The 24,894-nt window shown below is 67.2% G+C and carries 25 protein-coding genes; 19 read left to right on the top strand and 6 right to left on the bottom strand.

Annotated elements, in window-relative coordinates; all coding sequences use genetic code 11:
• The first annotated feature begins 87 nt into the window (after positions 1-87).
• Positions 88-687 carry a LysE family transporter gene (locus N5C88_RS20405; protein ID WP_251877528.1) on the top strand — a complete coding sequence of 200 codons (600 nt, stop codon included), beginning with the start codon at positions 88-90 and terminating at the stop codon, positions 685-687.
• A 30-nt stretch (positions 688-717) separates the two neighbouring features.
• On the opposite strand, the gene N5C88_RS20400 is transcribed toward N5C88_RS20405, so the two are convergent.
• A complete protein-coding gene (locus N5C88_RS20400) occupies positions 718-1,614 on the bottom strand; it encodes a LysR family transcriptional regulator (RefSeq protein ID WP_059375100.1) in 897 nt (298 codons plus the stop codon).
• A gap of 96 nt (positions 1,615-1,710) precedes the next feature.
• On the opposite strand from N5C88_RS20400, the gene N5C88_RS20395 reads away from it, so the two are divergent.
• From N5C88_RS20395 to N5C88_RS20380, 4 genes are all read left to right on the top strand, one after another.
• Positions 1,711-3,042, top strand: coding sequence for an arylsulfatase (locus N5C88_RS20395; protein ID WP_280016111.1), 1,332 nt, complete (start codon positions 1,711-1,713; stop codon positions 3,040-3,042).
• A 40-nt stretch (positions 3,043-3,082) separates the two neighbouring features.
• On the top strand, positions 3,083-4,048 hold the full coding sequence (locus tag N5C88_RS20390; protein ID WP_118931805.1) for a tripartite tricarboxylate transporter substrate binding protein: 966 nt from the start codon (positions 3,083-3,085) through the stop codon (positions 4,046-4,048).
• Positions 4,049-4,212: 164 nt separating this feature from the next.
• Positions 4,213-4,467, top strand: a complete 255-nt coding sequence (locus tag N5C88_RS20385) for a type II toxin-antitoxin system RelE/ParE family toxin (RefSeq protein WP_059375107.1) — start codon at positions 4,213-4,215, stop codon at positions 4,465-4,467.
• A gap of 20 nt (positions 4,468-4,487) precedes the next feature.
• Positions 4,488-4,847 (top strand): helix-turn-helix transcriptional regulator, encoded by a 360-nt coding sequence (locus tag N5C88_RS20380; protein ID WP_059375110.1) that lies wholly within the window; start codon positions 4,488-4,490, stop codon positions 4,845-4,847.
• Between the two features lie 27 nt (positions 4,848-4,874).
• Here N5C88_RS20380 and N5C88_RS20375 read toward each other — a convergent pair whose 3' ends face one another.
• Together N5C88_RS20375 and N5C88_RS20370 are read right to left on the bottom strand one after the other, a co-directional pair.
• Complete coding sequence (locus tag N5C88_RS20375) at positions 4,875-5,615, bottom strand: SDR family oxidoreductase (protein WP_054450373.1); 741 nt, start codon at positions 5,613-5,615, stop codon at positions 4,875-4,877.
• 38 nt (positions 5,616-5,653) lie between these two features.
• The gene (locus N5C88_RS20370; protein ID WP_059375112.1) at positions 5,654-6,994 is read right to left on the bottom strand and encodes a CitMHS family transporter; all 1,341 of its coding nucleotides are present in this window, start codon (positions 6,992-6,994) and stop codon (positions 5,654-5,656) included.
• A gap of 309 nt (positions 6,995-7,303) precedes the next feature.
• On the opposite strand from N5C88_RS20370, the gene N5C88_RS20365 reads away from it, so the two are divergent.
• The 5 genes from N5C88_RS20365 (at position 7,304) to N5C88_RS20345 (ending at position 12,505) form a co-directional block, all read left to right on the top strand.
• The gene (locus N5C88_RS20365; RefSeq protein ID WP_280016108.1) at positions 7,304-8,011 is read left to right on the top strand and encodes a response regulator transcription factor; all 708 of its coding nucleotides are present in this window, start codon (positions 7,304-7,306) and stop codon (positions 8,009-8,011) included.
• Positions 7,968-9,437 carry a sensor histidine kinase gene (locus tag N5C88_RS20360; RefSeq protein WP_280016107.1) on the top strand — a complete coding sequence of 490 codons (1,470 nt, stop codon included), beginning with the start codon at positions 7,968-7,970 and terminating at the stop codon, positions 9,435-9,437. The genes N5C88_RS20365 and N5C88_RS20360 overlap by 44 nt, the downstream gene beginning before the upstream one ends.
• A complete protein-coding gene (locus tag N5C88_RS20355; RefSeq protein ID WP_280016106.1) occupies positions 9,427-10,515 on the top strand; it encodes an ABC transporter substrate-binding protein in 1,089 nt (362 codons plus the stop codon). The genes N5C88_RS20360 and N5C88_RS20355 overlap by 11 nt, the downstream gene beginning before the upstream one ends.
• 284 nt (positions 10,516-10,799) lie before the next feature.
• Positions 10,800-11,885: a LuxR family transcriptional regulator gene (locus N5C88_RS20350; RefSeq protein WP_280016105.1), complete on the top strand. Its 1,086-nt coding sequence runs from the start codon at positions 10,800-10,802 to the stop codon at positions 11,883-11,885.
• 299 nt (positions 11,886-12,184) lie between these two features.
• Entirely contained in the window at positions 12,185-12,505 is a 321-nt protein-coding gene (locus N5C88_RS20345; protein ID WP_280016104.1) for a DUF4148 domain-containing protein, read from the top strand.
• A 7-nt stretch (positions 12,506-12,512) separates the two neighbouring features.
• Here N5C88_RS20345 and N5C88_RS20340 read toward each other — a convergent pair whose 3' ends face one another.
• Positions 12,513-13,478 (bottom strand): helix-turn-helix domain-containing protein, encoded by a 966-nt coding sequence (locus tag N5C88_RS20340; RefSeq protein ID WP_280016103.1) that lies wholly within the window; start codon positions 13,476-13,478, stop codon positions 12,513-12,515.
• Between the two features lie 164 nt (positions 13,479-13,642).
• Here N5C88_RS20340 and N5C88_RS20335 point away from each other — a divergent pair, with 164 nt between their 5' ends.
• The 9 genes from N5C88_RS20335 (at position 13,643) to N5C88_RS20295 (ending at position 22,893) form a co-directional block, all read left to right on the top strand.
• Positions 13,643-14,491 carry a phytanoyl-CoA dioxygenase family protein gene (locus tag N5C88_RS20335; protein ID WP_280016102.1) on the top strand — a complete coding sequence of 283 codons (849 nt, stop codon included), beginning with the start codon at positions 13,643-13,645 and terminating at the stop codon, positions 14,489-14,491.
• Positions 14,488-16,020 (top strand): AMP-binding protein, encoded by a 1,533-nt coding sequence (locus N5C88_RS20330; RefSeq protein ID WP_165867784.1) that lies wholly within the window; start codon positions 14,488-14,490, stop codon positions 16,018-16,020. Before N5C88_RS20335 ends, N5C88_RS20330 begins: the two co-directional genes overlap by 4 nt.
• 22 nt (positions 16,021-16,042) lie before the next feature.
• Entirely contained in the window at positions 16,043-16,972 is a 930-nt protein-coding gene (locus tag N5C88_RS20325) for a phytanoyl-CoA dioxygenase family protein (RefSeq protein WP_059375132.1), read from the top strand.
• A 1-nt stretch (position 16,973) separates the two neighbouring features.
• The gene (locus tag N5C88_RS20320; protein WP_280016101.1) at positions 16,974-18,203 is read left to right on the top strand and encodes a serine hydrolase; all 1,230 of its coding nucleotides are present in this window, start codon (positions 16,974-16,976) and stop codon (positions 18,201-18,203) included.
• Between the two features lie 49 nt (positions 18,204-18,252).
• On the top strand, positions 18,253-19,512 hold the full coding sequence (locus N5C88_RS20315; protein ID WP_059375137.1) for an ABC transporter substrate-binding protein: 1,260 nt from the start codon (positions 18,253-18,255) through the stop codon (positions 19,510-19,512).
• A 69-nt stretch (positions 19,513-19,581) separates the two neighbouring features.
• Positions 19,582-20,463, top strand: coding sequence for a branched-chain amino acid ABC transporter permease (locus N5C88_RS20310; RefSeq protein WP_059375141.1), 882 nt, complete (start codon positions 19,582-19,584; stop codon positions 20,461-20,463).
• On the top strand, positions 20,463-21,476 hold the full coding sequence (locus tag N5C88_RS20305; RefSeq protein WP_280016100.1) for a branched-chain amino acid ABC transporter permease: 1,014 nt from the start codon (positions 20,463-20,465) through the stop codon (positions 21,474-21,476). The genes N5C88_RS20310 and N5C88_RS20305 overlap by 1 nt, the downstream gene beginning before the upstream one ends.
• The gene (locus N5C88_RS20300; RefSeq protein WP_059375147.1) at positions 21,473-22,189 is read left to right on the top strand and encodes an ABC transporter ATP-binding protein; all 717 of its coding nucleotides are present in this window, start codon (positions 21,473-21,475) and stop codon (positions 22,187-22,189) included. Before N5C88_RS20305 ends, N5C88_RS20300 begins: the two co-directional genes overlap by 4 nt.
• Positions 22,189-22,893 carry an ABC transporter ATP-binding protein gene (locus tag N5C88_RS20295; RefSeq protein WP_059375149.1) on the top strand — a complete coding sequence of 235 codons (705 nt, stop codon included), beginning with the start codon at positions 22,189-22,191 and terminating at the stop codon, positions 22,891-22,893. Before N5C88_RS20300 ends, N5C88_RS20295 begins: the two co-directional genes overlap by 1 nt.
• Positions 22,894-22,912: 19 nt before the next feature.
• Here N5C88_RS20295 and N5C88_RS20290 read toward each other — a convergent pair whose 3' ends face one another.
• Positions 22,913-23,341 (bottom strand): VOC family protein, encoded by a 429-nt coding sequence (locus N5C88_RS20290; protein WP_059375152.1) that lies wholly within the window; start codon positions 23,339-23,341, stop codon positions 22,913-22,915.
• Between the two features lie 67 nt (positions 23,342-23,408).
• Entirely contained in the window at positions 23,409-24,464 is a 1,056-nt protein-coding gene (locus N5C88_RS20285; protein ID WP_280016098.1) for a hypothetical protein, read from the bottom strand.
• Between the last annotated feature and the right edge of the window lie 430 nt (positions 24,465-24,894).

Raw genomic sequence — 24,894 nt, 5'->3', positions numbered from 1 at the left:
GCGGCCCAGGCCCGCCCGGCGTTTCCCTTGGCAGGGCGCGCGCCGCTACACTACCCGCCGTCATGTTCAACGCCGCCTGTTTCGTCCATGCTTAGCCTTGCCACCGCAGGAGTATTCGCCGTCGGAGTCACCGTCATCCTGGCCATGCCAGGCCCGACCAATACCTTGCTGGCCGCAGCCGGCCTGCGCCTGGGTTTCGCGCGCGCGGCGCGGCTGACGATGGCCGAGCTGGCCGGCTACATCGTGTCGATCTCGCTCTGGGGCCGCTTTCTTGAGCAGGCGGCGAAATCCCTGCCGTGGCTGCCGGCTTGCGTGCGCGCCGCCAGCAGCATCTACATCGCCTGCCTGGCCGTGCGCATGTGGCGCGCCGCCCGCGCCGTGCCGACGGTGGCTCGGCAGGTCATCGGCATGCGCACGCTGTTCACGGCCACCCTGCTCAATCCCAAGGGCATCCTCTTTGCCAGCGCGGTTTTTCCGCCGGCGGCGTTCTGGAGCCTGCCCGCCTACCTTGCAGCCATGGCGCTGTTCACCGCGCTGCTGGTGCCGATAGGCCTGGCCTGGGTGGCGTTCGGCGCGTCGCTGGGTGGCGCGAAAACACGCTGGATCGATCCGGCGCGGGCGCAGCGCGGGGCTTCCGTCATCCTGGGATTGTTCTCGCTGACCCTGGCCTGGACAGCGTTCCGCTAGCGCCGCGCGCGGGCGGAGGGAGTCGGAGCGCTAGGCATCTTGGCCCGCGGCCTCCAGCACCACGGCGCGGAACTCCTGCATCAGCGGCGACCAGGTGGCGCCGTGGCGCGTGACCAGTGCCATGCTGCGCCGCAAAGGACGGCCCAGCGCCACCGGCAACTCCGCAATGTCCGGCGCCAGCGCGCTGTGCGGCATCAGCGCCAACAAGTCCGAGCCTGCCAGCAAGGCCAGCGCGCCGCCCGAGAAGTGCTGGACTTCCAGCGCCGCCGCGGGCTGCGCCAGGCCCGCCTCGGCATAGCGGGCCTGCAGCGCCTGACGCGCCACCGATCCCTGCATGGGCAGGATCCAGCGTTGACCTTCCAGGTCGCGCAACGCCAGCTTGCGCCGCGACGCCAGCGGATGCTTGCGGCTGGCGGCGACGCACAGGCCGTCCTCGCGGATCGATTCCTGGTGCAGCGAACCCGGCACGTCGGCGTAGATCGGCGTCACCGCAAGGTCCAGCTTGCCGCCCGCCACCTGCTCGTTGAGATCGTCCGACTGGCCTTGCGTCAACTGCACCCGCAGCGCGGGCCGGCGCGGCAACAGGCGGCGCAACGCCGGCATCACCACGCTGTCCACGGTAGCGCCGGTGGCGCCAATGCGCAGCAGTCCGGCCTCGCCCAGGCGCAGCTCCATCGCGTTGCGCACGGCGTCACGGTATTCCGCCCACAGCCGCTGCGCATGCTCGCGAAACGCCAGGCCCGCCGAGGTCAGGCGCAAGCCGCGCCCGCCGCGGTCCAGCAGCGCCAGTCCCGTGTCGGCTTCCAGCCGCTGCAAAGACTTGGACAGCGCCGGCTGACTGACGCCGCAGGCGGCTGCGGCGCGGTCCAGGTTGCCGTGTTCCACCACGGCCAGGAAATACTCGATGTCGCGCAAGGACAGATTCATAATCAATAGTTATGCATAGACTCAGCTTCAGGAATATTAAGCCGGGCCCGCGCTCCTAGAATCCCTGGATAAACCCGCAGACAGGAGACGCAGCGCGTGGACAAGCAGCCCAATATCGTATTGATCGTGGCCGACAACCTGGGATGGGGCGAATTGGGCTGCTACGGCGGCGGCGCGCTGCGCGGCGCGCCCACCCCCAACATCGACCGGCTGGCCTCGGAAGGGCTGCTGCTGCAGAACTTCAACGTGGAAAGCGACTGCGTGCCTACGCGCTCGGCGCTCATGAGCGGCCGGCATCCCATCCGCACCGGTTGTTTGCAATCGGTGCCTCCCGGCCTGCCGCAAGGCCTGGCGCGCGATGAAATCACGCTGGCCCAGCAACTGTCGGGCCAGGGCTACGCCACCGCGCACTACGGCAAATGGCACCTGGGCGACATCCCCGGCCGCTATCCGTCCGACCGCGGCTTCGACGAGTGGTACGGCATCCCGCGCACCACGGACGAAAGCCAGTTCACCTCGTCCATCGGCTTCGACCCCTCGGTCGCCGACATCCCGCACATCATGCAGGGCCAGGCCGGCTCGCCTTCGGAAAACATCAAGGTCTACGACCTGGAGACGCGCCGCGGCATCGACGCCGAACTGGTCGACCGGTCCATCGGCTTCATGCGCAAGCATGCCGAGGCCAGCCGCCCCTTCTTCCTATACCTGCCGCTGGTGCACCTGCACTTCCCCACCCTGCCGCACCCGGACTTCGCGGGCCGCACCGGCGCCGGCGACTTCGCCGACGCCATGGTGGAAATGGACCACCGCGTCGGCCAGATCGTGCAGGCGGTGGACGAGCTGAATCTGCGCGACGACACCGTGTTCATTTTCTGCAGCGACAACGGTCCGGAATTTCGCAAGCCCTACCGCGGCACCGCCGGCCCCTGGACCGGTACCTACCACACCGCCATGGAAGGCAGCCTGCGCGTGCCCTTCATGATCCGCTGGCCCGGCCGGGTCCAGCCCGGCCAGGTCTCCAACGAGATCGTCCACGTCACCGACCTGTACACCACGCTGTCGCGCATCGGCGGCGCGTCCATTCCGCAAGACCGGCCCATCGACGGCATAGACCAGACCGATTTCTTCACCGGCGCCAGCCCCGCCTCGCCGCGCGAGGGCTTCCTGTTCTACATCAAGAACGACCTGCGCGCGGTCAAATGGCGCGACTGGAAGCTGCACTTCTACTGGGAGCCCGAGGTCAACGAAGGCAAGGGCAAACTGGAGTCGCCGTACCTGTTCAACCTGAAGCAGGACCCCAAGGAAGAAAGCGACATCCTCATCTTCAACACCTGGGTGCTGGGTCCGATCCTGAAAATGGTGCAGTCCTTCAACCAGTCTTGCGCCGCGCATCCGAATACGCCGCCCGGCAAGCCGGACCCGAGCTGAGACGCGCGGCGGTCCGGGCAAAAAACACAAAGGGGAAAACATGAAATTCGCTATCCGCTGCTGCGCGCTGCTGCTGGGCGCCGCGCTAACCGCCACCGCCAGCGCGGCAGACACCAAGCTGGAATGGCCTGGCAAGCAGATCACCTGGGTGATCGGCTTCGTGCCGGGCGGCACCGCCGACGTGCTGACCCGCATCGCCGCCCAGGAACTGGCGCGGCGCAGCGGCCTGAACGTCATCGTGGAAAACCGCCCCGGCGCGGCGGGCGCCATCGCCCTGCAGCTGGTGGCGCGCAGCAAGGCCAGCGACGGTTACTTGCTGACCGTGCCCGGCCCGCTGATCTACCCCACGCCCCAGCCCGAGATCGGCCGCGAGCTGGCGCCCGTCATCCTGATGGCTCAGGGTCCCATGGTCATCGTCGGCCCCGCCAAGGACGCCCGGGCATCCTTGCAGGACGTGCTGGCGGACGCCCGCCAGCGGCCCGAGGCCTGGAGCTACGGCAGCTCAGGCAACGGCACCTCGCAGAACCTGGCGGGCGAACTGCTCAACCAGTACGCCGGCACCCGTATCGTGCACGTGCCCTACAAGGGCGGCGGCCAGGCGGTGGCCGACGTGGCCGGTGGCCAGATCCCCCTGGCGATCCTGGGCTCGGCCCCGGTCATGCCGCAGATCAAGGCCGGCACGCTGAAAGCCTACGCCGTCACCACGCCCTACCGCCTGGACAGCCTGCCCGGCGTGCCCACGGTGGAAGAGTCCGGCTTCAAAGGCTATGCCGCCACCCAATGGTTCTCGGTCGCGGCCAGCAAGGACATCCCGGCCGCGCAGCTCGATCAGGTCAACGCCGCGCTGCGCGCCGCCGTGGCCACGCCGGAGTTCAAGGCCGCCCTGGACAACGCCGGCATGATCGCCGGCGGCGGCTCGCGGGATGAATTGCAGTCGTTCATCCAGGCGGATAGCGCCAAGTGGCAGAAGCTGATCGACAGCGGGGCGGTGAAGCTGGCGAATTGAGTACAGCAATGAATCGGAGTTCGTCCTGAAGTAACGTCAAGATCTTGATCGGCCCTCCTCAAAAATCTTAGAAGGTGGAGGGCGCCTGATCATTTCTTCTTGCAAAGCAATGGGAAGGCTTGAAAAGCTATATAGCTTAAGCTATAACCGTATGCGAACGCCGAATGTTCTCGATCAACTGGACCAAAACAGCGGTCAAGCAGTTAAGGAAAATCTCTCCCGTCGATCGAAGTCGAATCGTTGAGGAGGTCGCTGAACTGGAGCTGTTTCCCGCGTCGCGCAATGTCAAAGCACTGACCAATCACCAGTTTGGGTTTCGTCTACGTATAGGCCAGTATCGGGTGCTATTCGACGTTGCCGCGGTCGTCCGTATCATCGAGATCCAGGAAGTGAAACGGCGCGACGACCATACCTATTGAGCTGAGCACAAAAACGCCCCATGCGCCTGCATCCCACCATACTTGAATCGGACGGCAAGCCCGCATTCGTTGTCTTGCCCTATTCGGAGTATCTCGCCTTGACGGGTGCACCGGCAGCCATTGCCCGCCGGCCGCCGCGCATTCCCGCAGACGGTACGATTCCACATGAGGTCGTCACGCTCATGACCAGCAACGGCTGGAGCATCGTGCGCGCCTGGCGCGAATATCTGGGGATAACCCAAGTCGACATGGCGGCGCGCCTGGGCATACGTCAGCCCAGCTATGCGGCAATGGAATCCGCGAATGCGAACCCCAGGCGCAGCACCCGTGAGCGCCTCGCGACCGCCTTGGGGGTGCATTTCGACCAGATCGACGTGTAAACGCAAGGCGGCCTAGCAGCCCTGCCCTCAACTCATATACACGCCGCCATTGATCGCATAGTTAGCCCCCGTCACGAACGCCGCCTCATCCGACGCCAGCCAGGCGCACAGCCCCGCCAGATCCTTGGCGGTACCCAGCCGGCCCACCGGCACGCTTTCGACGATACGGTCCAGCAGGGCCGGCGGAAAGGCCTTCACGGTGTCGTCGGCGATGAAGCCCGGCGACGCCAGGTTGACGGTCACGCCGCGCGCCGCGACTTCCTGCGCCAGCGAACGGGTGAAGCCGATCACCGCGCCCTTGGCGGTGGCGTAGTTGATCTGTCCGATCTGGCCTTTCTCCGCGGCCACGGAGCCGATGTTGATGATGCGGCCCCAGCCGCGGTCGGCCATGCTGTCGACGACCTGCTTGGTGGTGTTGAACAGCGTGTCCAGATTGCTGCGCAGCACCGCCGACCAGTCCGCCTGGCTCATCTGGCGAAAGCGCATGTCCAGCATGGCGCCGGCATTGTTCACCAGCACGTCGATCTCGCCGACCTCGCGCCGCACCTTGGCGAAGGCCGCCTCGGTCGAGGCCCAATCGGTGGCGTCGCCCTCGGAGGCGACGAAATCGTAGCCCAGGGATTTCTGTTCCTTCAGCCAGTGGTCCTTGCGCGAGGAGCGCGGCCCGCAGCCTGCCACCACGCGATGTCCCGCGTTGTGCAGCGCCTGGCAGATCGCGGTGCCCGTGTGGCCCATACCGCTGGTGACGTAAGCAATGCGCAAAGCCATGTACTTCCCCTTTTGAAAAGACGGTATCGCGCCGCCGCTCAGCCCATCTGGCCGACCAGCGGGAACAGGCCGAACGCCAGCGCCGCGGCCAGCATCACCAGGCAGACCATCGTGGCCCACTTGAGCGAATAGCGCTGGTGGTCGCCGAAGTCCACGCCGGCCAGGCCGACCAGCAGGTAGGTCGACGGCACCAGCGGGCTCAGCAGGTGCACGGGCTGGCCGATCAACGAGGCGCGCGCCATCTCGACCGGCGAAATGCCGTAACCCTGGGCCGCTTCGCTCAGGATCGGCAGCACGCCGAAGTAGAAGGCGTCGTTGGACATGAAGAAGGTAAAGGGCAGGCTCACCAGCGCGGTAATGCCCGCCAGGTACGGACCCATGGCGTCCGGGATCACCGCCAGCAGGCTGCGCGACATGGCCTCGACCATGCCCGTGCCAGACAGGATGCCGGTGAAGATCCCGGCCGCGAAAATCAGCGACACCACCGACAGCACATTGCCCGCGTGCTGCGCAACGCGGCGGCGCTGTTCGGCCAGGTCCGGATAGTTGATGACCAGCGCAATGGCGAAGGCGATCATGAACAGCACCGGCAGCGGCAGCACGCCCATCACCAGGCTCACCATCAGCGCCAGCGTCAATCCGGCGTTCACCCACAGCAGCTTGGGGCGGCGCAGGTCCTGGTCGACCTCGATCTCGGGCAGGTTCTTGGGGCCGTCCTCGTCATAGCCGGCGTGCAGCGAAGCGCCGTCCGGCAGCGACAGCACGCCCAGGCGGCGGCGTTCGCGCAGGCCCAGGCAGAACGCCAGGATCAGGATGGCGACAATGGCCACGCCCATCACCGGCACCAGCGGCACGAAGATGTCGCCCGCGTCCACGTGCAAGGCGCTTGCGGCGCGCGCCGTCGGGCCGCCCCAGGGCGTCAGGTTCATGACGCCGCTGGCCAGCATCGCCAGACAGGTCATGGACAGCGCGTTCATCTTCAGGCGGCGATACAGCGGCAGCATCGACGCCACCACGATCATGTAGGTGGTCGAACCGTCGCCGTCCAGCGAGATCACCAGCGCCAGCACGGTCGTGCCCACCACGATCTTCAGCGGATCGCCCTTCACCGCGCGCAGGATGCGGCCGACGATGGGGTCGAACAGGCCGGCGTCGATCATGACCCCGAAGTAGAGAATGGCGAACATCAGCATCACGCCGGTGGGCGCAATCTTGCGGATGCCGTCCAGCATCATCTTGTCGATGCCGGAGCCGAACCCGCCCAGCAGGGCGAAAATAATGGGGACAAGGATCAGCGCCACCAACGGCGACAGGCGCTTGGTCATGATCAGCGTCATGAACGTGATCACCATGCCGAAGCCAAGCAGGGTCAGAAGCATGAGGGTTATCTCCGGCTAGTCGTTGTTATGTGTAAGCGCGCCTCCGGCTGGGGAAGCGCGACCGCAAGACTAGAAATAAAAGCTGTCGGCAACCTGTCGTTTTTTTGAACGCGAGTGCGGTGTGAGGCCGCCCCAAGGCGGAAGGCGCCCCTCGGGGGCAGCAAGCGAGCGCAGCGAGTGCGGCGTGGGGGTCCATCCCTTCCGCCGCCGGGCCGCCCCAAGGCGGAAGGCGCCCCCTCGGGGGGCAGCAAGCGAGCGCAGCGAGTGCGGCGTGGGGGTCCACATCCCCCTCATGCGACAATCGCCCCTATGCGCATATTGGTGATCGAAGACGACGCGGACCTGGCCGACGCACTCGTGCGCCGGCTGCGCCGTCTCGGCCATGCGGTCGACTGCCAGAACGACGGCCTCAGCGCTGACGGCGTGCTGCAATACGAAACCTTCGACCTCGTCATCCTGGACATCGGCCTGCCCCGCATGTCGGGCTTCGACATCCTGCACCGCCTGCGCGACCGCGGCAGCAAGACGCCCGTGCTGGCGCTGACCGCCCGCATCGACATCGAAGACCGCGTCCACGCCCTGGATACCGGCGCCGACGACTACCTGGCCAAGCCCTTCGATTTCCGCGAACTGGAAGCCCGTTGCCGCGCCCTGCTGCGCCGTCCCAGCGCCCAGGCCGCCGGCGTGCTGCGCTTTGGCGAACTCATCATCGACAGCGCCGCGCGCCAGGTCACGCTGGCCGGCCAGCGCATCGAACTGCCCAAGCGTGAATACAGCCTGCTGGAAATCCTGCTGGCCGGCATGAACCGCGCCGTCAGCAAGACCGAAATCGCCAACAAGCTGTTCGCGTTCGACGACGACGCCGCGCCCAACGCCATCGAGGTCTATATCGCCCGGCTGCGCCGCAAGCTCGAAGGTTCGCCGCTGCGCATCGAAACGCAGCGCGGCACCGGCTACCTCCTGACCGCCACCGATGACCACGACAGCTCCGCCGCGTCCGGCCCCGGCCGGGAGTGAATCCGCCAGGCCCGCCGCCGCGCAGGGCCGCATCTCGATCAAGCGCCGCCTGCTGGCCATGCTGCTGGCGCTGTTCGTCGCCGCCCTGGCCACGCTCTACCTGCTGGTGCGCGGCTACGCCAATCAGACTGCCGACACCACCTACGACCAGTTGCTGCGTGCCTCGGTGCTGTCCATCGCCGACAGCCTGCAGCTGGTGCAGGGCGAGTGGCGCATGGATATGCCCTACGCCTCGCTGGCGCTGCTGGAACAGGCGCCGCGCGACCGCGTGTTCTATCGCGTCGGCGACGCCGGCGGCGCGCTGATTTCCGGCTACGCGAATCTGCCCGCGCCGCCCGGCCGCGGCAACGACGGCTCTGCTTATTCGCCCCGGCTGTACGACGCCAGCTACCAGGGCGAACCGGTGCGCATCGCCTGGATGGAACGCAAGATCGCCGGTCCCCGCAATGCCGAGACCGCCCTCATCCAGGTCGCGCAGACCCGCGAAGCGCGCAACGCGCTGGCGGCGGGCATCTTGTGGCAAGGCACGCTGGCGCTGATCGGCTTTACCGCCGCGGCGCTTGCGCTGGCCTACTGGGGCCTGCTGCGGTCGCTGTCGCCCATCCGCCGCATCGAACGCGAACTGGCTGTCCGCAACGCGTCGGACCTGCATCCCATCGCCGCTCCCGTGCCCGAGGAACTCGACACGCTGGTGCACTCGCTTGACGGCTTCATGGCGCGCCTGTCGGAAAACCTCGACACCCTGCGCCTCTTCATCGCCGAGGCCGCCCATCAGCTGCGCACGCCGCTGGCCGCGCTGCACGCGCAGATGGAAGTGGCGTTGGACGAGGAGGACCCCGCCGAACAACGTCGCAGCCTGCTGGCCGTGCTGCGCAACGCCGAGAAACTCTCGCGCCTGGTGAACCAGCTGCTGAGCGACGCCAGCGTCATCCACCGCAGCAACGTGCGCCAGTTCCAGCCGGTGGACCTGGCCGAGCTGCTGCGCCAGGCGGTGTATGACACGGTCCCGCAAGCCGATCCCCAACCCGATGTGCGCCTGCATCTGCCCGTTACGGCGCCCGGCAGTCCCCCCACCGTGCTGGGCGACAGCCTGATGCTGCGCGAAGCCTTCAAGAACCTCATCGACAACGCCCTGCGCCACGGCGCCACGGAAGAGGGCCACATCGACGTGCGGCTGGAGCCGCAGGACGCAGGCTGGCGCATATCCGTATCCGACCAGGGTCCAGGCATTCCCCCGGCGCTGGCCAACGCCGCCTTCGAGCGCTTCGTGCGCGGCCCCAACCCGCGCGCGCCCGGCGCCGGGCTGGGCCTGTCCATCATCAAGCGCGTGGTCGACATCCATCAGGGCCGGCTGGCCCTGAGCAACCGCGTGGGCGGCGGCCTGGACGCCGTGGTCACGCTGCCGCCCCGACCCCATGAAGCTTGATCTCCTGAAACCCCTGCGCCTGCTGGCGGCGCTGGCCGCGCTGCTGCCCTTTGCTGCCGGCAACGCCGCGGAAACCAGCGCCGGCGGCCTGACGCTGGGACCCGCCGACAGCAGGAACGTATTGGTCGTGCATGCCTCCAACAGCGTGCAGGTGTTCCGCGGCGTGCTGGAAGACTTCAGCAGGCTCAACCCCGGCCTGCGCCTGGAGTACACCGAGCTGTCCACGCAGGAGCTGTATGCCGGGACGGTCTCCCGCGCCACGCCGGCGGCCACCACCCGGTCCGGGCCCGACATCGTCATCAGCAGCGCCATGGACCTGCAGACCAAGCTGGTCAACGACGGCTACGCGCAACCCCACATCTCGCCGGAGACCCGCGCCCTGCCGGCCTGGGCCAACTGGCGCGACGAGGTCTTCAGCATCGGCACCGATCCCATCGTCATGGTCTACAACACCCGCAAGCTCGCGCCCGCGCGGGCGCCGCGCACCCGGCGCGAACTGCTGTCCCTGCTGCAGGCGCCGGACCAGCCCCTGGCCGGCGCCATCTCCACCTACGATGTCGAGGGCAGCGGCATCGGCTACCTGGCGGCCACGCAGGACACGCGGCTGGACAGCATGGCCGGCGCGCTGCTGGCCGAACTGGGCCGCAACCGCGTCGCCGTGCATGCGTCCACCGAAGACGCGCTGGACAAGCTCGAACGCGGCGAGATAACGCTGGCCTACAACCTGCTGGAGTCCTATACCCGGCATCGCATCGACCAGGGCGCGCCGCTGGCCATCGTCTATCCGCAGGACTACACGCTGATGCTGTCGCGTTCCGCCATCATCCCCAAGCAGGCGTCGCGGGCGGATCTGGGCGCGATGTTCCTGGACTATCTGCTGTCGCCGCGGGGCCAGGAAATGGTCGCGCGGCAATCGGGCATGCGGCCGGTGGGCGCTTCGGCCAACCCGGAAGCGGGCGTGCGGCCGGTTGGACTGGGCGTAGGGCTGCTGGTGTATCTGGATGCGCTCAAGAAGCGGCATTTCCTGGATCTGTGGCGCGCGGCGATCCGTCCGCCCGGCGGCGGCGCGCAACCCTGACGCCGCCAGGCGGCGCATACTGGTAAGAATGCCCCGGTACGTCGATACCACCTCCGGATCCGGCCCCTCTTGTCCGGACGGAGCGCCTATTTTTTTCATCCGCCCCGGGATTTTGCGAGGATAATTTCCTTGTGGCAGCGCCGCCGACAATCCAGGCAGGCCAACCTCCCCCACGCCGGCAAACCATGGCCGCGCAGCGCTCCCCCGATCTGGCCGGAGCCACCTCTACAACGATCTGTGATGCGTGACAGCGTTTGCGTCTGAACCAGAGTTGGAGGCACGAAATGGCTGAACACCAGATTGCCGTCCGGCGCGCGATCGAAGCCCTGGACCGTCTGGCGGATCCCGATCCGCCCTGGCGCGACATCCTGCTGACCGCCCGCGACATGGTGGGCGCGGACAGCGGCACCTTGATCGTCTTCGATGCCCGTCACAAGCTGCTGGACCTGTCCACCGTAAGCTTTCCCGAAGCCGCCGCCACGGACTACCGCAACCACTACTACAGCTGCGACATCGTCGAACAGGACTCGCGGCTGCTGCCCGTAGGCACTTGGCTGGATACCGCCAGCATGTGCGGCCACAAGCAGCTGCAGTGTTCCGAGTTCTACACGGACTTCATGCTCAAGCACCGCATGGCGCAAGTCCTGTGCCTGGTGATCGAATCCAGCGCCAAGCTGCGCGCCGCCATCGCCTTTCAACGCTCGACCGTGGACGACAAGGCCAGCGAACGGCTCCAGTCCGGCGACATCGCCCAGTACTTCCGCCTGCTGAAGAACCGGTTGGCCCAGCGCGAAAAGATGCTCGCCATCGGCTGGACAGCCATCGATAGCGCGCTCTCGGACGTGGGCGAGGCCGTGCTGCTGGTCAGCCGCGACGCGATGGTGAACATGAAGTCTGCCCTGGCCACGCGCTATCTGGACGACGGCCACGGCTGGAACGTGCGCGGCGGCAAGCTGCGCCATCCCGACGCCAAGATACAGGCCTTGTTCGACGCGTATTGCCAGGCGGTCGCGCGCGACGGCAAGGCGCGGTCGCTGGCGGCCGCCGCCGGATGGGGCGAATTGACCTGGATCGACATCAGCGCGGCCCCGCAAGCGCTGAGCCTGATCGGCAACCGCATGCTGCTGGTGCGCATGCGCAGAAAGAGCGCCTTCGCCCAACCCGACGTCGACAGGCTGGAAGCCGTGTTCGCCATCACGCACGCGGAAGCCGCGGTGCTGGCCGGACTTGCGATGGGACATAGCGTGGAGGAAGTCGCCACGCTGCGCCATGCCTCGGTGCTGACCGTGCGTAAACAGGTCGCATCCCTGCTCAACAAGATGGAATGCAACCGCCAGTCCGAACTGGTCAGGCTCGCCTCGCTGCTGTGAGCGTGCGCCGCCGGCACGACGTACCCAATATTGAGTATGTGGCGCCTACTCGCACCGTCCTACGATGAGCACGAAGGCATGAGGCCCGGACGTCCTCTCCGGCCCGAGTCGTAAACCTGGCAGCGCAAAGGCGCCAGGTGCGTGTCCGCGCCCGCCGCGGGCCGGGCCGGCCTGCCCAAGAAGAACATCAATGCGCCAATCCGGTAGCGCAGCTGTCCCTGCCCCGGGCTGCATTGCCGCAAGCCCCCATGGACACCGGTTTCCAATGCTGCGGTCACTCACGTCATCAGGAGCATTTCATGAAAACTGCCCTAACCGTCCGCGCCATGATCCCCGTCGTCCTGGCGGCCTGCGCCCTGCTCTCCGGCCCCGTCGTCGCGCAAACGGCCGTCGCCCCCACCACCGCTGCGCCCCCGTCGGACGTCCAACTCAGCCGCGATCAGGTCGAACGCGACCTGGCAGCCTGGAAGCAATCCGGCGTTGAAAGAAACTGGGACAGCGACAGCACCCCGGACATCAACAGCCCCGAATACGTCGCCGCCTACAGGAAGTATGTGGACACGGTCAGGCCGGCAAACTCCCCACAGATGCAGCAGCCGCAGGGCCAGAGCAAGTGGTGATGCGCCGCTATCCTGCCCGCGAGGGCGCACCGCCGCGCTCGCTGCCTGGCGAGCGGCCATAGTGCGCGCGGTACGCCCGATTGAATGTGGAAACTTCCTCGAATCCCCAGCTGGCGGCGATGTCCGCGATGGAGCGGCCAGGCTGGGTTTCGATGGCCTGGCGGCATTTCTCCAGCCGGCACTGCCGCACGTGGGCGCTAAAGCTCAAACCATGCTCGGCCATGATCTTGAACAGATAGCTGCGGGAGATGCCTAGTTCCTCGCTGGCCGAGACCGGCGTCAGGCCAGGGTCGGCCAGACGGCGCTGCACCAGCGCCAGAATGCGGTCCAGGACTTCATGGCGCACCCGTTCGGCGATCTGCGCGCCGGCATCCGCCCCTTCGAGCTGGGTCCGCGACAGCAGTTCGCCGCAATGCCTGACCATCAGCGCCTGCACCTGCTGCAACTCGTTTGCCGGCAATTCGCTGACCAGGCGCATGTAGCTGGCCAGCACCCGCCCCGCCCCTGAACTTCCGTCCAGCACCGGCGTGGCCAGCCGTCCGCGGCGGCCCAGTTGCGGCCGCAGGAGGCCTTCCGGGATTTCGATGCAGAACATGCGGAAATCGGTGCGGAAGTCGACTTCCCAGGGCGACGCGCAATCCACCACATAAACGTCGCCGGCCTGCGCGCGCATGGCGCTTCCGTCCTGCGAGACCAGAGCCTCGCCCGCACACAGCAAATTGGCGAAGAACGGAGATTGCGTGCGGGCCGAGAGACCGGCTGCGGACAGCCTGACCACATGGGACTGGGCAGTAATGGTCGAGCCGTGCAGATCCGGCAGCAACAGGCCGTCGATCTGGCCGCGAAAGCTGCGCGCGGCGTCGCGCTCGGGTTCGAGCGGCACGTAGGCATCGCAGATCGCATCGCGCCAATACGCGAACTGATCCTGCGGCGCTATGACATCGGTGGTGTGGTGGTAGGCCTGCGCGCTCATCTTGAGTACCGGATCATGCCGACGGGGCCGCCATCTTCTAGGGGATGGACGCTTTGCGCCACTGCCGTGGACGCTACGCGCTGGCAGGGCGAAGACTACCGGCCGATTATACGCACAGACCTATACCGCCGGACGCCGATCCAGGCCCCATCAGGAGACAAGAGATGTCCACGCCCGAACCGCTCGACGAGCGGATCGCAGCCTTTGAACGCGACGGCTTCGTGGTGCTGCCCGGGATCATCCCTCCCGAGCAGGTCAGCCAGCTGCAGGAAGCCCTGATCCGGATCGAGGCCGAGCATAACCTCGGTTATGCCCAGACCTCGTTCGAAGGCCGCAAGACGGTGCGCATCAACAACCTGCTGGTCTACGATCCGCGCTTCTGGGACGTGCCGCTGCAGCCCGACGTGCTGGGCCTGGCCGAACGCCTGCTGGACCGTGAGCTGCTGCTGTCGTCGCTGTGCTCGCTGACGCTGGCGCCAGGACAAGGCGCCCAGCCGTTGCACGAAGACACTCAGCAGCTGGCCATGCCGCGCCCGCGCCCGCCGCTGGCGGTCAACGCCATCTGGGCCTTGAGCGATTTCACGGCCGAGAACGGCGCCACCCACATCGTGCCGGGCAGTCATCGCTACGATTCGTCGCCGCCCTATGGCGCGCAGGATATAGACACGGTGCAAGCCACCATGAAGGCAGGCAGCGTCATGCTGTTCGACAGCGCACTGTGGCACAAGGGCGGCGCCAACAACAGCAATGCGCGCCGCTACGCCCTGTCGTGCTACTACTGCGCCGGCTGGATGCGGCAACAGGAAAACCTGCAACTCGGCATTCCGGCCGAGGTGGCGCGAAGCTTTCCGCGCCGCCTGCAGGAATTGTGCGGCTACAGCATCTACAAGGGGCAGTACGGCCACATCGACAACGCCGACCCCATTACCCTGTTGGGCGGGGCAGGCCGGCCCACGGTATGGCAGGCCAGCGACGCCAAGGCCGCCCGCAAGGCCGCCGAGCGCAAGACATGAACTCCCCCGCCCTGCCCGCCGTCCCGGACTCGGTGATCCATCTGCTGCGCGACGCCGCCCGCGAAACGCCCGATCTGCCCGCGCTGTTCTTCGAAGGCGTACGCCTGAACTACGCGCAATACGCCGGCCTGGCCGGCGCATTGGCGCGCCGCCTGGGCGAGCGCGTGCGGCCCGGCGACCGGGTGGCGCTGCTGATGCAGAACTCGCTGGACCTGGCCGTCGCCACCTTTGCCGTGCACGCGCTGCGCGCGCAGGCCGTACCGTTGAATCCCGGCTACCGCGAACGCGAACTGGCCTACATGCTGCACGACGCCGCGCCTTGCATGCTGCTGCACGACGACAGCGTAAAGCTGGACCTGCACGCCCTGTGTCCCGGCCTGGATGCCGGCGCCATACTCCGTATAGGCAACGGCGCCGGCCTGCTGGAGATGCTGCCGCAGGCCTGCGCCCTGCCCGAAGACCTGCCCCGGCACGAAGACCTGGCCACGCTGCAATACACCGGCGGCACCACCGGACGCCCCAAGGGTGTGAACATCCTGCACCGGCAGATCGCCTACAACATCGCGCAGCGCGAAGCCTGGCTGCCGACGCGGCGCGAATCGGAGGTAGTGCTCTGCGTAATGCCGCTATTCCACGTGTCGGCGGTCGCCATGTCGCTCTACCTCAGCCTGCATGCCCGGGGCGAACTGGTGGTGATGCGGCGCTTCGATGCCGCCCGCACGATAGACGCCATCGCCGCCCATCGCGTCACGCTGCTGCCGGGCGCGCCTGCCATCTTCCACGACTTGCTGCTGAACCCCGCTCTCAGTCCAGAACGCATGGCCAGCCTGCGCGCCTGCTTCTCCGGCGCGGCGCCGCTGCCGCGCGAAACCCTGGCGCGCTTCGAGCAGCGCGCGGGGTGTCCCATCTACGAAGGCTACGGCATGAGCGAAGCCGGCCCTTGTCTGGCGTTCAACCCCATGCACCGCCCGTGCAAGCCAGGTTCCGTGGGTCTGCCGGTTCCGGGCGGCGAGCTGCAGGTGGTGGATCTGGACCATGGCGACCGGCCTCTGCCGCCCGGCCAGCCCGGCGAGATCCGCGTGCGAGGTCCGCACGTGATGGCCGGTTACCGCCAGCCCGCGCAGGCGCTGCGCGCGGGCTGGTTCTACACCGGCGACGTCGCGGTCCTGGATGACGAAGGCTATCTCCACCTGCAAGGCAGGCGGCACGACTGCATCAACGTGGGTGGTTTCAAGGTCTATCCGCTGGAAGTGGAGCAGGTGCTGCTGTCGCGCCCCGAGGTCGGCGAAGCTGCCGCCTTCGGCGTGGCCGACGAGCGGCTGGGACAGGTGGTGCACGCATGGGTCACGCCCGCGCCGGGCCAGCGCCTGGACCCCGACGCCCTGCAAGCCCATTGCGCCGCACATCTGGCCGGCTACAAAGTGCCGCGCCGCATAGGCGCGGCGGAAGCCCTGCCGCGCACCAGCATCGGCAAGCTCGCACGCGGCGCACTGGCCCCCGTGGCCGCGCCCGGTCCGATTTCGCAGTGACATTCAACACAAGGGGAGGAACATGAAGCAACTCGATCTGCAGGCGCTGCAACGCCAGCTCGCCGAAGAAGGTTACGCCGTCATTGAAAACGTGCTGGACGCCGCGCAACTGGAACAGGCGCGCGAGCGCGTCGCCAGCCTGATGGCCGCCGAACGCGCCGATCCGTTCCCGCTGGACGACGAACGGCACGAAGACGATGACGACATCCTGGCCTACTATAAGCGCCACTACACGGTGAGCGACATGGAAGCGCAGCGCATGGTGGCGCGCGTGCACCAGTACCGCCGCGACAACGAAAACACGCGCTGGCCGGTACCCATCAACAAAGTGTCGAAGAACTTCCTGCACTTGCCCACCCTGTTCGACGACGACAAGTCGCAACGCGTCTGGAACCTGCTGAACAAGGCGCCCGACATGATCCCGCTGATCGAGCACCCGGTGGTGCTGCCGATGGTGCGCAGCGTAATGGGCCAGGACTGCAACCTGCACGACTTCCAGGCCACCAGCATCGGCCCCGGCACGGGCGGCGGCGCCTGGCACGTGGACGCGCCGCTGGGCCAGATCGCCGAGCCGCTGCCGGAGTTTCCGCTGACGCTGCAGAACGTCTGGATGCTGGACGACTTCACCGCCGACAACGGCGCCACGCGCGTCATGCCGCGCAGCCACAAGCTGCGCAAGTCGCCGCCCTGGGGCAGCGGCCCGCTGGACGGCGAGGTCACGCTGACCGCGCCCGCCGGCTCGGTCGCCATCTGGCTGTCCAATACCTGGCACCGCTCCGGCCCGAACCATACCGACCGCGAGCGCCGCGCCATACTCTGCAACTACAACGTGTCCTGGCTGCGCGGCTTCGCCGACTTCACCAGCACCCTGCCCGCAGGCGTCGCGGCCGCGTTGTCCCACGATGCGCGCTATCTGCTGGGCTACGGCGCACGCGCGCCGTTGACGCGCTGACATGGGCGCCGCGACCTCGCCCCAGGCGCCAGCAACCGCGCCCCCGGCCATCCACGGCTACTGCGATCCCGCCTTCGAACCGGTACGCGCCGCGTTCGCGCGCAACTTCCAGGACGGCGGCGAGCTGGGCGCGTCCGTCGCCATCGAGGTCGACGGCAATCCGGTGGTCGACCTGTGGGCCGGATGGGCCGACACGGACCACAGCCGGCCCTGGCAACGCAACACCGTCTGTATCGTGTTCTCCAACACCAAGCCAGCCACGGCGCTCTGCGCCCACATGCTGGCCGAAGCCGGCGAACTGGACCTGGACGCGCCTGTCATCCGCTACTGGCCCGAATACGCCGCAGCGGGCAAGGCCGGCACCACCCCGCGCATGCTGCTCAACCACACCGCAGGCTTGCCCGCGCTGCGTGAACCCTTGCCCGCGGACGCCGCCTTCGACTGGGAAGGCATGGCTGGCCGGCTGGCCGCCGCCGCGCCTTTCTGGACCCCGGGCGAACGGGTGGCTTACCACGGCCTGACCTACGGCTGGCTGGTCGGCGAATTGGTGCGCAGGCTGGGCGGCTGCATGCCGGGCGAGTTTTTCCGCCGCCATATCGCGCAGCCGCTGGACCTGGACTTCTGGATAGGCCTGCCGGCAACCGAGGAAGCGCGGGTAGCGCCCATCGTGCCGCCGCCGGCGCCGCAAGCGCCGTTCAGTCCCTTCGAACAGTCACTGAAGGATGAGCCCGCAAGCCCCACCGCGCTATACGCCAAGAATACCGGCGGCTGGCGCCCTTCCGGCTTCAACAGCCGCGCGGGCCGTGCAGCCGGGCTGTGCGCGGCGGGCGGAATCGGCAATGCGCGCAGTCTGGCCCGCCTGTACGGCACGCTGGCGCTGGGCGGCGCGCGCGGCGGCGTGCGCCTGCTGCGCGAGGACACGCTGGCCGCGGCCACCGCCCTGTCGGCGCGCACGGACGACGACGCCTGCCTGCGCGTGCCTACGCGCTACGCCAGCGGCTTCATGCGCCAGATGGACAACCGTGCACAGGGCCTGGACAGCGCCTGCTTCGGCAGCGAGGCCTACGGCCACACGGGCGCCGGCGGATCGTTGGCTTTCGCCTGGCCGCAGCGCCGGCTTTCCTTTGCCTACACCATGAACCGCATGGGCCGCACCGTGCTGCTCGATGAACGCGCGCACCGCCTGGTGCGCGCGACGCACGCGGCTCTGGGCGCGGGGCCGCCAGACTGACGCCAACGCGGCACACACTAATCACAAAAAATACTGGAGACAAATTCTCATGAGCACGAGCTTTCCCTATCGCCCCTCCGTCCTGCGGCATCTCTTCGCCGCCGCCGGCGCCACCCTGCTGGTCCACGGCGCCGCCATGGCCGCCGACCCGGTGAAGATCGGCTATCTGATTCCGCTATCGGGCAGCGCCACAGCCTCCATCGGCAAGGATATGTCGCGCGCCACGCATCTGGCCGTCAAGCACATCAACGACGCCGGCGGCATCAAGGCGCTGGGCGGGGCGCAATTGCAACTGGTCGAAGTGGACACCCGGGGCGACGCCAAGGTCGCCATGACCGAGGTCGAACGCCTGATTACCCGCGAGAAGACCCCGGTGCTGCTGGGCGCGTTCCAAAGCGGCGTGACCTTCCCCGCCACGGCCGTCGCGGAAAAGAATCGGGTGCCGTGGGTAGTGGACCTGGCTGCCAAGGCCGACATCACCGAGCGCGGCTTCAAGTACGTATTCCGTCCCACGCAGATCCCGGCATCGGGCAATGCCGAGAGCATGGCCGACTTCATTCAATACGCGGGCAAGACCACCGGCAAGCCAGCCAAGACCGTCGCCATGGTCTATGAGAACACCGATTGGGGCCAGGACATGGCCAACACGCTGCGCGCCAAGTTCAAGGCAGCCGGCATCGATCTGGTGCTGGACGAGGGATACCCGCCCAACTCGCCCGACCTGCGTCCGCTGGTGCTGAAGATCAAGGGCAAGAAGCCTGATGTCGTCACCGTAACCTCCTATGGCGCCGACGCGGTGCAACTGCACAAGCTGCTGGCGCAAATGCGGGTCGGCTCGACCTACGTCGGCAGCGCGGCCGGCCAGATCGACAGCACCTTCATTCCGCTGGTCGGCAAGGAAATCGCCGGCAATGTCTACACCACCAACGGCTGGGCCGGCTACGAGTCGTCCATCACCACGCCGTTCGCCCAGAAGTTCTGGGACGATTTCGTCGCCGCCTACAAGGTCGATCCCAACGAACTGTCGGTCAGCGCCTACGCCGCGGTCTGGGTCATCAAGGACGCGCTGGAGCGCGCCGGCCGCGCCGATCCCGAGGCCATCCGCGACGCCCTGGCCCAGACCAGGATGCAAGGCACTGACCTGAACAAGCTGGTGGGCTATGACATCGTGATCGACGCCAAGGGCCAGAACCCCGAGAAGCGCTACGTCATGCAGCAGATCACGCCCGACGGCCAGTACCGCACCGTGTGGCCGGAAAACCTGGCTTCCAAGTCCTACAAGATGGTCTGGCCCGCCGCCCAGCCCTGACCGACCCGGCGCCGCCGCGCCACGCCCCGCGCGTGGCGCTGGCGCCCCGTTATCGCTAGGAGCTTCCCCTTGACCAATACCCTACTCCAGGCGCTGTTGGGCGGTATCGCCAGCGGTGCCGTCTACGGCCTGATCGCGCTAGGCCTCAGCCTGCAGTTCGGCGTCATGAAGATCATCAATTTCGCCCACGGCGCCTTTCTGATGATGTCCATGTACGTCTGCTTCGCGCTCACCAGCCATTTCGGCCTGCACCCGCTGGCCGCCATGCCGCTCACGGCGGCGGCGCTGTTCGTCGTCGGCTATGCCTGCCAGCGCTGGCTGCTCGACGGCATCTACCGCAAGGAAAACTCGCGCGAGCCGATCGGCGTACTGATCTTCACCACCGGCCTGTGGATCTTCCTGGACAACGCCTTTCTGGCGCTGGCCGGTCCCGACAGCCGCACCATCGACGCGCCCTGGGCCAACGAGGTCTGGATGCCCGGCGACCTGATCTTTACCTATCCGCAGATCGCCGGCCTGTTCTTCGCCTGCCTGATCACGGCAGCCCTGGTGCTGTTCCTGCGTCACACGCGCACCGGCCGCGCCATCCGCGCCACCGGTCAGGACCGCGAAGCCGCCAGCGTGTTGGGCATAGACAGCGCCCGCGTCTACCGGCTGTCGTTCGCCATCGGCCTGCTGGTGCTGGGCGCGGCCGGCGCGCTGCTGCTGCCGCTCTATCCGGTCAACCCCTTCGTCGGCGACATCTTCGGCCTGCGCGCCTTCGTCATCGTCGTGCTGGGCGGCATCGGTTCGGTGGCCGGCGCGTTCTGGGGCGGCATCCTGGTCGGCGTGCTGGAATCGGTCGGCAGCCAGCTGATTCCCATCACTTACGCCGAGGCGCTCATCTTCCTGCTGTTTCTCGCCACCATGTATTTCCGGCCCAGCGGGCTGTTCGGCGTGGAGAACGAATAATGGCCAAGACCACAAAGACTTCGGCCGCCGGCATCGCCGCGCTGGGCCTGTTGGCGCTGCTGCCGCTGGCCAGCGGCAACCAATACCTGCTGTCGGTAGGCGCCATGACGCTGCTGTACGCCTATCTGGCGCTGTCGTGGAACATCCTGGGCGGCATTGCCGGCCAGCTCTCGCTGGGCCATGCCGCGTACTTCGGGCTGGGCGCCTATACCTCGACCTGGCTGTTCGTGAACCTGGGCATCAGCCCCTGGCTAGGCATGTGGGCCGGCGCCGCCGTGGCCATGGGAGCGGCGCTGATCGTGGGGTTGTCCTGCCTGCAATTGCGCGGCGCCTACTTCGCGCTGGCCACGATCGCCTCATGCATGGTGCTCAAGACCCTGGTGGAAAACGCCGATACCCTGCTGGGCGGGCCGCGCGGCATGGAGGTTACTTTGCTGCGCGACGCGCCGCTGTACTTCCAGCATACCGGCAAGGCCTATTACTACATTGTGGCGCTGGCCTTTACCATCGCCGCGTTGCTGATCAACCGCCACGTGCTGCGCAGCCGTTTCGGCTACTGCCTGACGGCCGTGCGCAACGACCAGGACGCGGCAATGGCGCTGGGCGTGCCCGTGCGCCGCTACAAGCTCACCGCGGCCATGCTGAGCGCGGCCATGACGGCACTGGGCGGCACCTTCTATGCACAGTTCGTGCTCTACATCAGCCCGGACAAGGTGTTCGGCGCCAATCTCAGCGTCGTCATTGCCGTGGTCTGCATCATCGGCGGACGCGGCACGCTCTGGGGGCCGGTGCTGGGCGCGCTGCTGTTGTTGCCTGGCGAAGAACTGGCGCGCTCGCTGACCGGGGGCATGGTGGGAGCCGACATGATGCTGTATGGCCTCTTGCTGATGATCGTTATCCGCTGGGAGCCGCGAGGACTGATGGCGATACTGTCCCGCCGCGCCAAAGCGCCTGTGCGCGCCGCCGGCGCGCCTGCCAAGGCGGCCGGCCCCGCAATGGGAGGCACGCGATGAACCTGCTCGAATTCCATAATGTCAGCCGAAATTTCGGCGGCGTACGAGCCTCCGACGAGGTCAGCTTCGCCGTCGGCGCCGACGAGATCGTCGGCCTGATCGGTCCCAACGGCGCCGGCAAGACCACGCTATTCGCCATGGCCTCCGGCTTCGTGCCACCCAGCAGCGGCGACATCCGCTTCAACGGCGCCCGCATCAACGGCCAGGACCCGGCGCGCATCTGCGCCGCTGGACTCGCACGCACGTTCCAGATCGTGAAGCCATTCGGCGACATGACGGTGCTGGAGAACGCCATGATCGGCGCCTTCCTGCGCCACCGCGCGCCAGCCCAGGCCGAGGAAATCGCCCAAGCCGTGCTGGCCCGCGTCGGCCTGGCCGGACGCGAGCACCAAATCGCACGCACCCTCACCCTGTCGGGCCGCAAGCGCCTGGAAGTCGCAAAGGCCCTGGCTACCCAGCCTCGTCTGCTACTGCTGGACGAAGTGATGGCGGGCCTGACGCCGGTGGAGACCGAGGAAATGGTGGCGCTGATCCTGTCGTTGCGCGGCGACGGCATCAGCGTCCTGGTGATCGAACACAATATGAAAGCCATCATGCAACTATCCGACCGCATCGTCGTCATCCAGCAGGGGCGCAAGATCGCCGACGGTCTGCCGCAGCAGGTCGCCCGCGATCCGCAGGTGGTGCGCGCCTATCTCGGGGAGGCCGCCTGATGCTCGAAATCCGCCAATTGGACGCCGGCTACGGCGACGTACAGGTGCTGCGCGGCGTGGACCTGCACGTGGGCGAAGGCGAGATCGTCAGCCTGGTTGGCGCCAACGGCGCCGGCAAGAGCACGCTGATCCGCACCGTCATGGGCTCCCTGCCCGCGCTGGCCGGCGAGGTCCGCTTCCTGGGCGAGCGCATCAGCGGCCTGCCCGCGCACCTGGTGGCGCGCCTGGGCATGGCCCAGGTCATGGAAGGCCGCCGCCTGTTCGGCCACATGGACGTCGAGGACAATCTGCTGGTCGGCGCCGACGTGTTGCGCGACAAGCGCCGCAGCCGCGACAACCTGGACTGGGTCTATCAACTGTTCCCGCGCCTGCGAGAACGCCGCCGCCAGCTCGCCCGCTCGTTCAGCGGCGGCGAGCAGCAGATGCTGGCCATCGGCCGCGCGCTGATGACCTCGCCCAAGCTCCTGCTGCTGGACGAGCCGTCCATCGGACTGGCACCCATCATGGTCAAGGACATCTTCGACAAGCTGCCGCTCATCAACGCGCGCGGCATCACCATTCTGCTGGTGGAGCAGGACGTGCACCGCTCGCTCAGCATGGCCGCGCGCGGCTATGTGCTGGAACACGGCGAGATCGTCATGTCGGGGCCCGGCGCCGAACTTCTGGCCGATGAAGGGCTGCGCCGCGCCTATCTGGGGGTGTGACCACGGGACGGCGCGCGGCTCAGAACGTCACTTTGACCGAGGGCGCGCTGCGCCGCGCCTCGCCGTGGAACACGGCCTCGATGTTGTTGCCATCCGGATCCAGTACGAAGGCGCCGTAATACCCCGGGTGGTAGTCCCGGAAACCCGGCGCGCCGTTGTCCTTGCCGCCATGGGCCAGCGCCGCCTTGTAGAAGGCATCGACCATGGCCTGGTCCTGCGCCTGGAACGCAAGATGATGGCGTCCGGTCAGTTGCCCCGCCGCGGCCTTGCTGTCGGGCGTGGACACGAACAGTTCGTCGGCCCAGAAATAGCCGTCGCCCGTGCCGCCCATCGGTACCTTCAACGCATCGAAAACCGCTTGATAAAACCGCTGGCTGGCCGCCAGGTCCCGCACCACCAGCTGGATGTGGTCGATCAGCCGGCCGCGATGGATTTCATTGGTCTGCATGTGGCGCTCCTGTTGGATGGGGAGCCTTTGACTATACCTTTCGGCATGCGGCCCCGTCCGCGCCGGCTCAAGCCAGGTACGAAGCCACCTCTTCACGCGTGAGATAGCGCGTGAATGTCATGGACGGCTGCTGCGCCTCGTGCATGGCGCCGTTGAACCCGGACCAATTGCGTTTCATGCCTTCGTCCGTTTCCAGCGCGATCAGCACGCGCCTGCCGTGGCGTGAGGCGTTGTGGCGCAGCGCCGCCTCGCCCCACGCGTAGCGCATGGCGTCGATCAGCGCGCCATTGGCATAGGCGTCGGCCTGCAGCCATTGGAAATCAGCGGTATCGCCGTCCTGATCCGGTTCGCGCGGCGCGATCTCGCGCTTCACGCCCAGCGCCTGCGCATGCTCGCCGATGATGATCTGCAGCAACGTGAATGCGTGGAAGTTGTTGTTCACGGCATGCGCCCTGGCAATGAAGCCTGTCATGGAAGCCGGCAGCAGCACCACCAGTTCATCCTCGTAACCCAGCTGCGAGGCCAGCCACAGATAATGCAGATTCTCGAAGGGCAGGCTGTCGTTGCTGGTGGCCATGGGATGCAGCAGCGCCATCAATTCCGCGTCGGACACCAGGGCGGCGTGATTGCGGCGATCGCGCAGGACCATGGTCATCATCGGCAGCACCAGCAGGTCCGCCGCCTGGTGCAAGGCCTCCACCTCCCAGCGCCGGTCTTCGGGTACGTCGGCCATGCGCGACCTGGCGTCCTGCCAGGCCTGTCGGTCGGCCTCCTCCACCTCATCGTCGTCATCCTCGACCTCCTGCGCGCAATACGGACTCAGGGTGCGCAGCCACTGCCGCAGCAAGTCTTGCAGGACGGCAAAGAGTATTGCCGGATCGGCGCCATCCTCCACCAGCGAGCCGCACATCAAGGCCAACGCGGCGGCGCGACCGGGGTGCAGCGTCGGCAGCAGGTCGGCGCAGATCCGCAGACTGGCGTCGGCCTGCCCAGGTTCGCGGGCCCTGGCAAGAAAGGCGCTGACCTCGGGGCGCTGGAAGAACTGATCCAGCGGGTCCAGATCGTCGGCAGTGGTGACGGGAGTACGAAGCGCGGCGGCGAATGTCGTGTCGGAAGCAGTCATGGAGATGAGCGAACATGAAAGCGGCGGTGGACGCCGCGCGGCAGCCCGGAGTTTACTGAAGCTGCGCCGGACGCGTCTGCAGCAAGCTTTCAAGACGGGGCGAAACACCCCGTCGCCAGAATCCGGAAGATAGTGATCGCATGTGCATCGAGCGCCAGGTATTGATTTTTCCCCGCGACCTGCGACAATGAAATCACGCATTTCATCTTGGCCGACAGTCCGTTCCTGGTCCCTGACCATCACCGCGCTCCGCAAGGCGCGATCAAAGGAGCCCACGATGCCGCCCATAATCCTCCCGGCATTCGCGTAGCGAGCCGACCCTCTCCTCACAAGACGCAGTCCAGCCGCGAACGTTCCGCCACGGCCGCATATCGCCCTGCGGACGGACGCGCCCGCGCTGCAGCAGCAAGCCATACATGGGCTCGCCCAA

Origin of the sequence: Achromobacter sp. GD03932 (genome assembly GCF_029839485.1) — a bacterium.
Classification (GTDB): domain Bacteria; phylum Pseudomonadota; class Gammaproteobacteria; order Burkholderiales; family Burkholderiaceae_B; genus Achromobacter; species Achromobacter bronchisepticus_A.
Note: the sequence above shows the minus strand (reverse complement) of the source record. Positions and strands in the feature narration are given on the sequence as shown.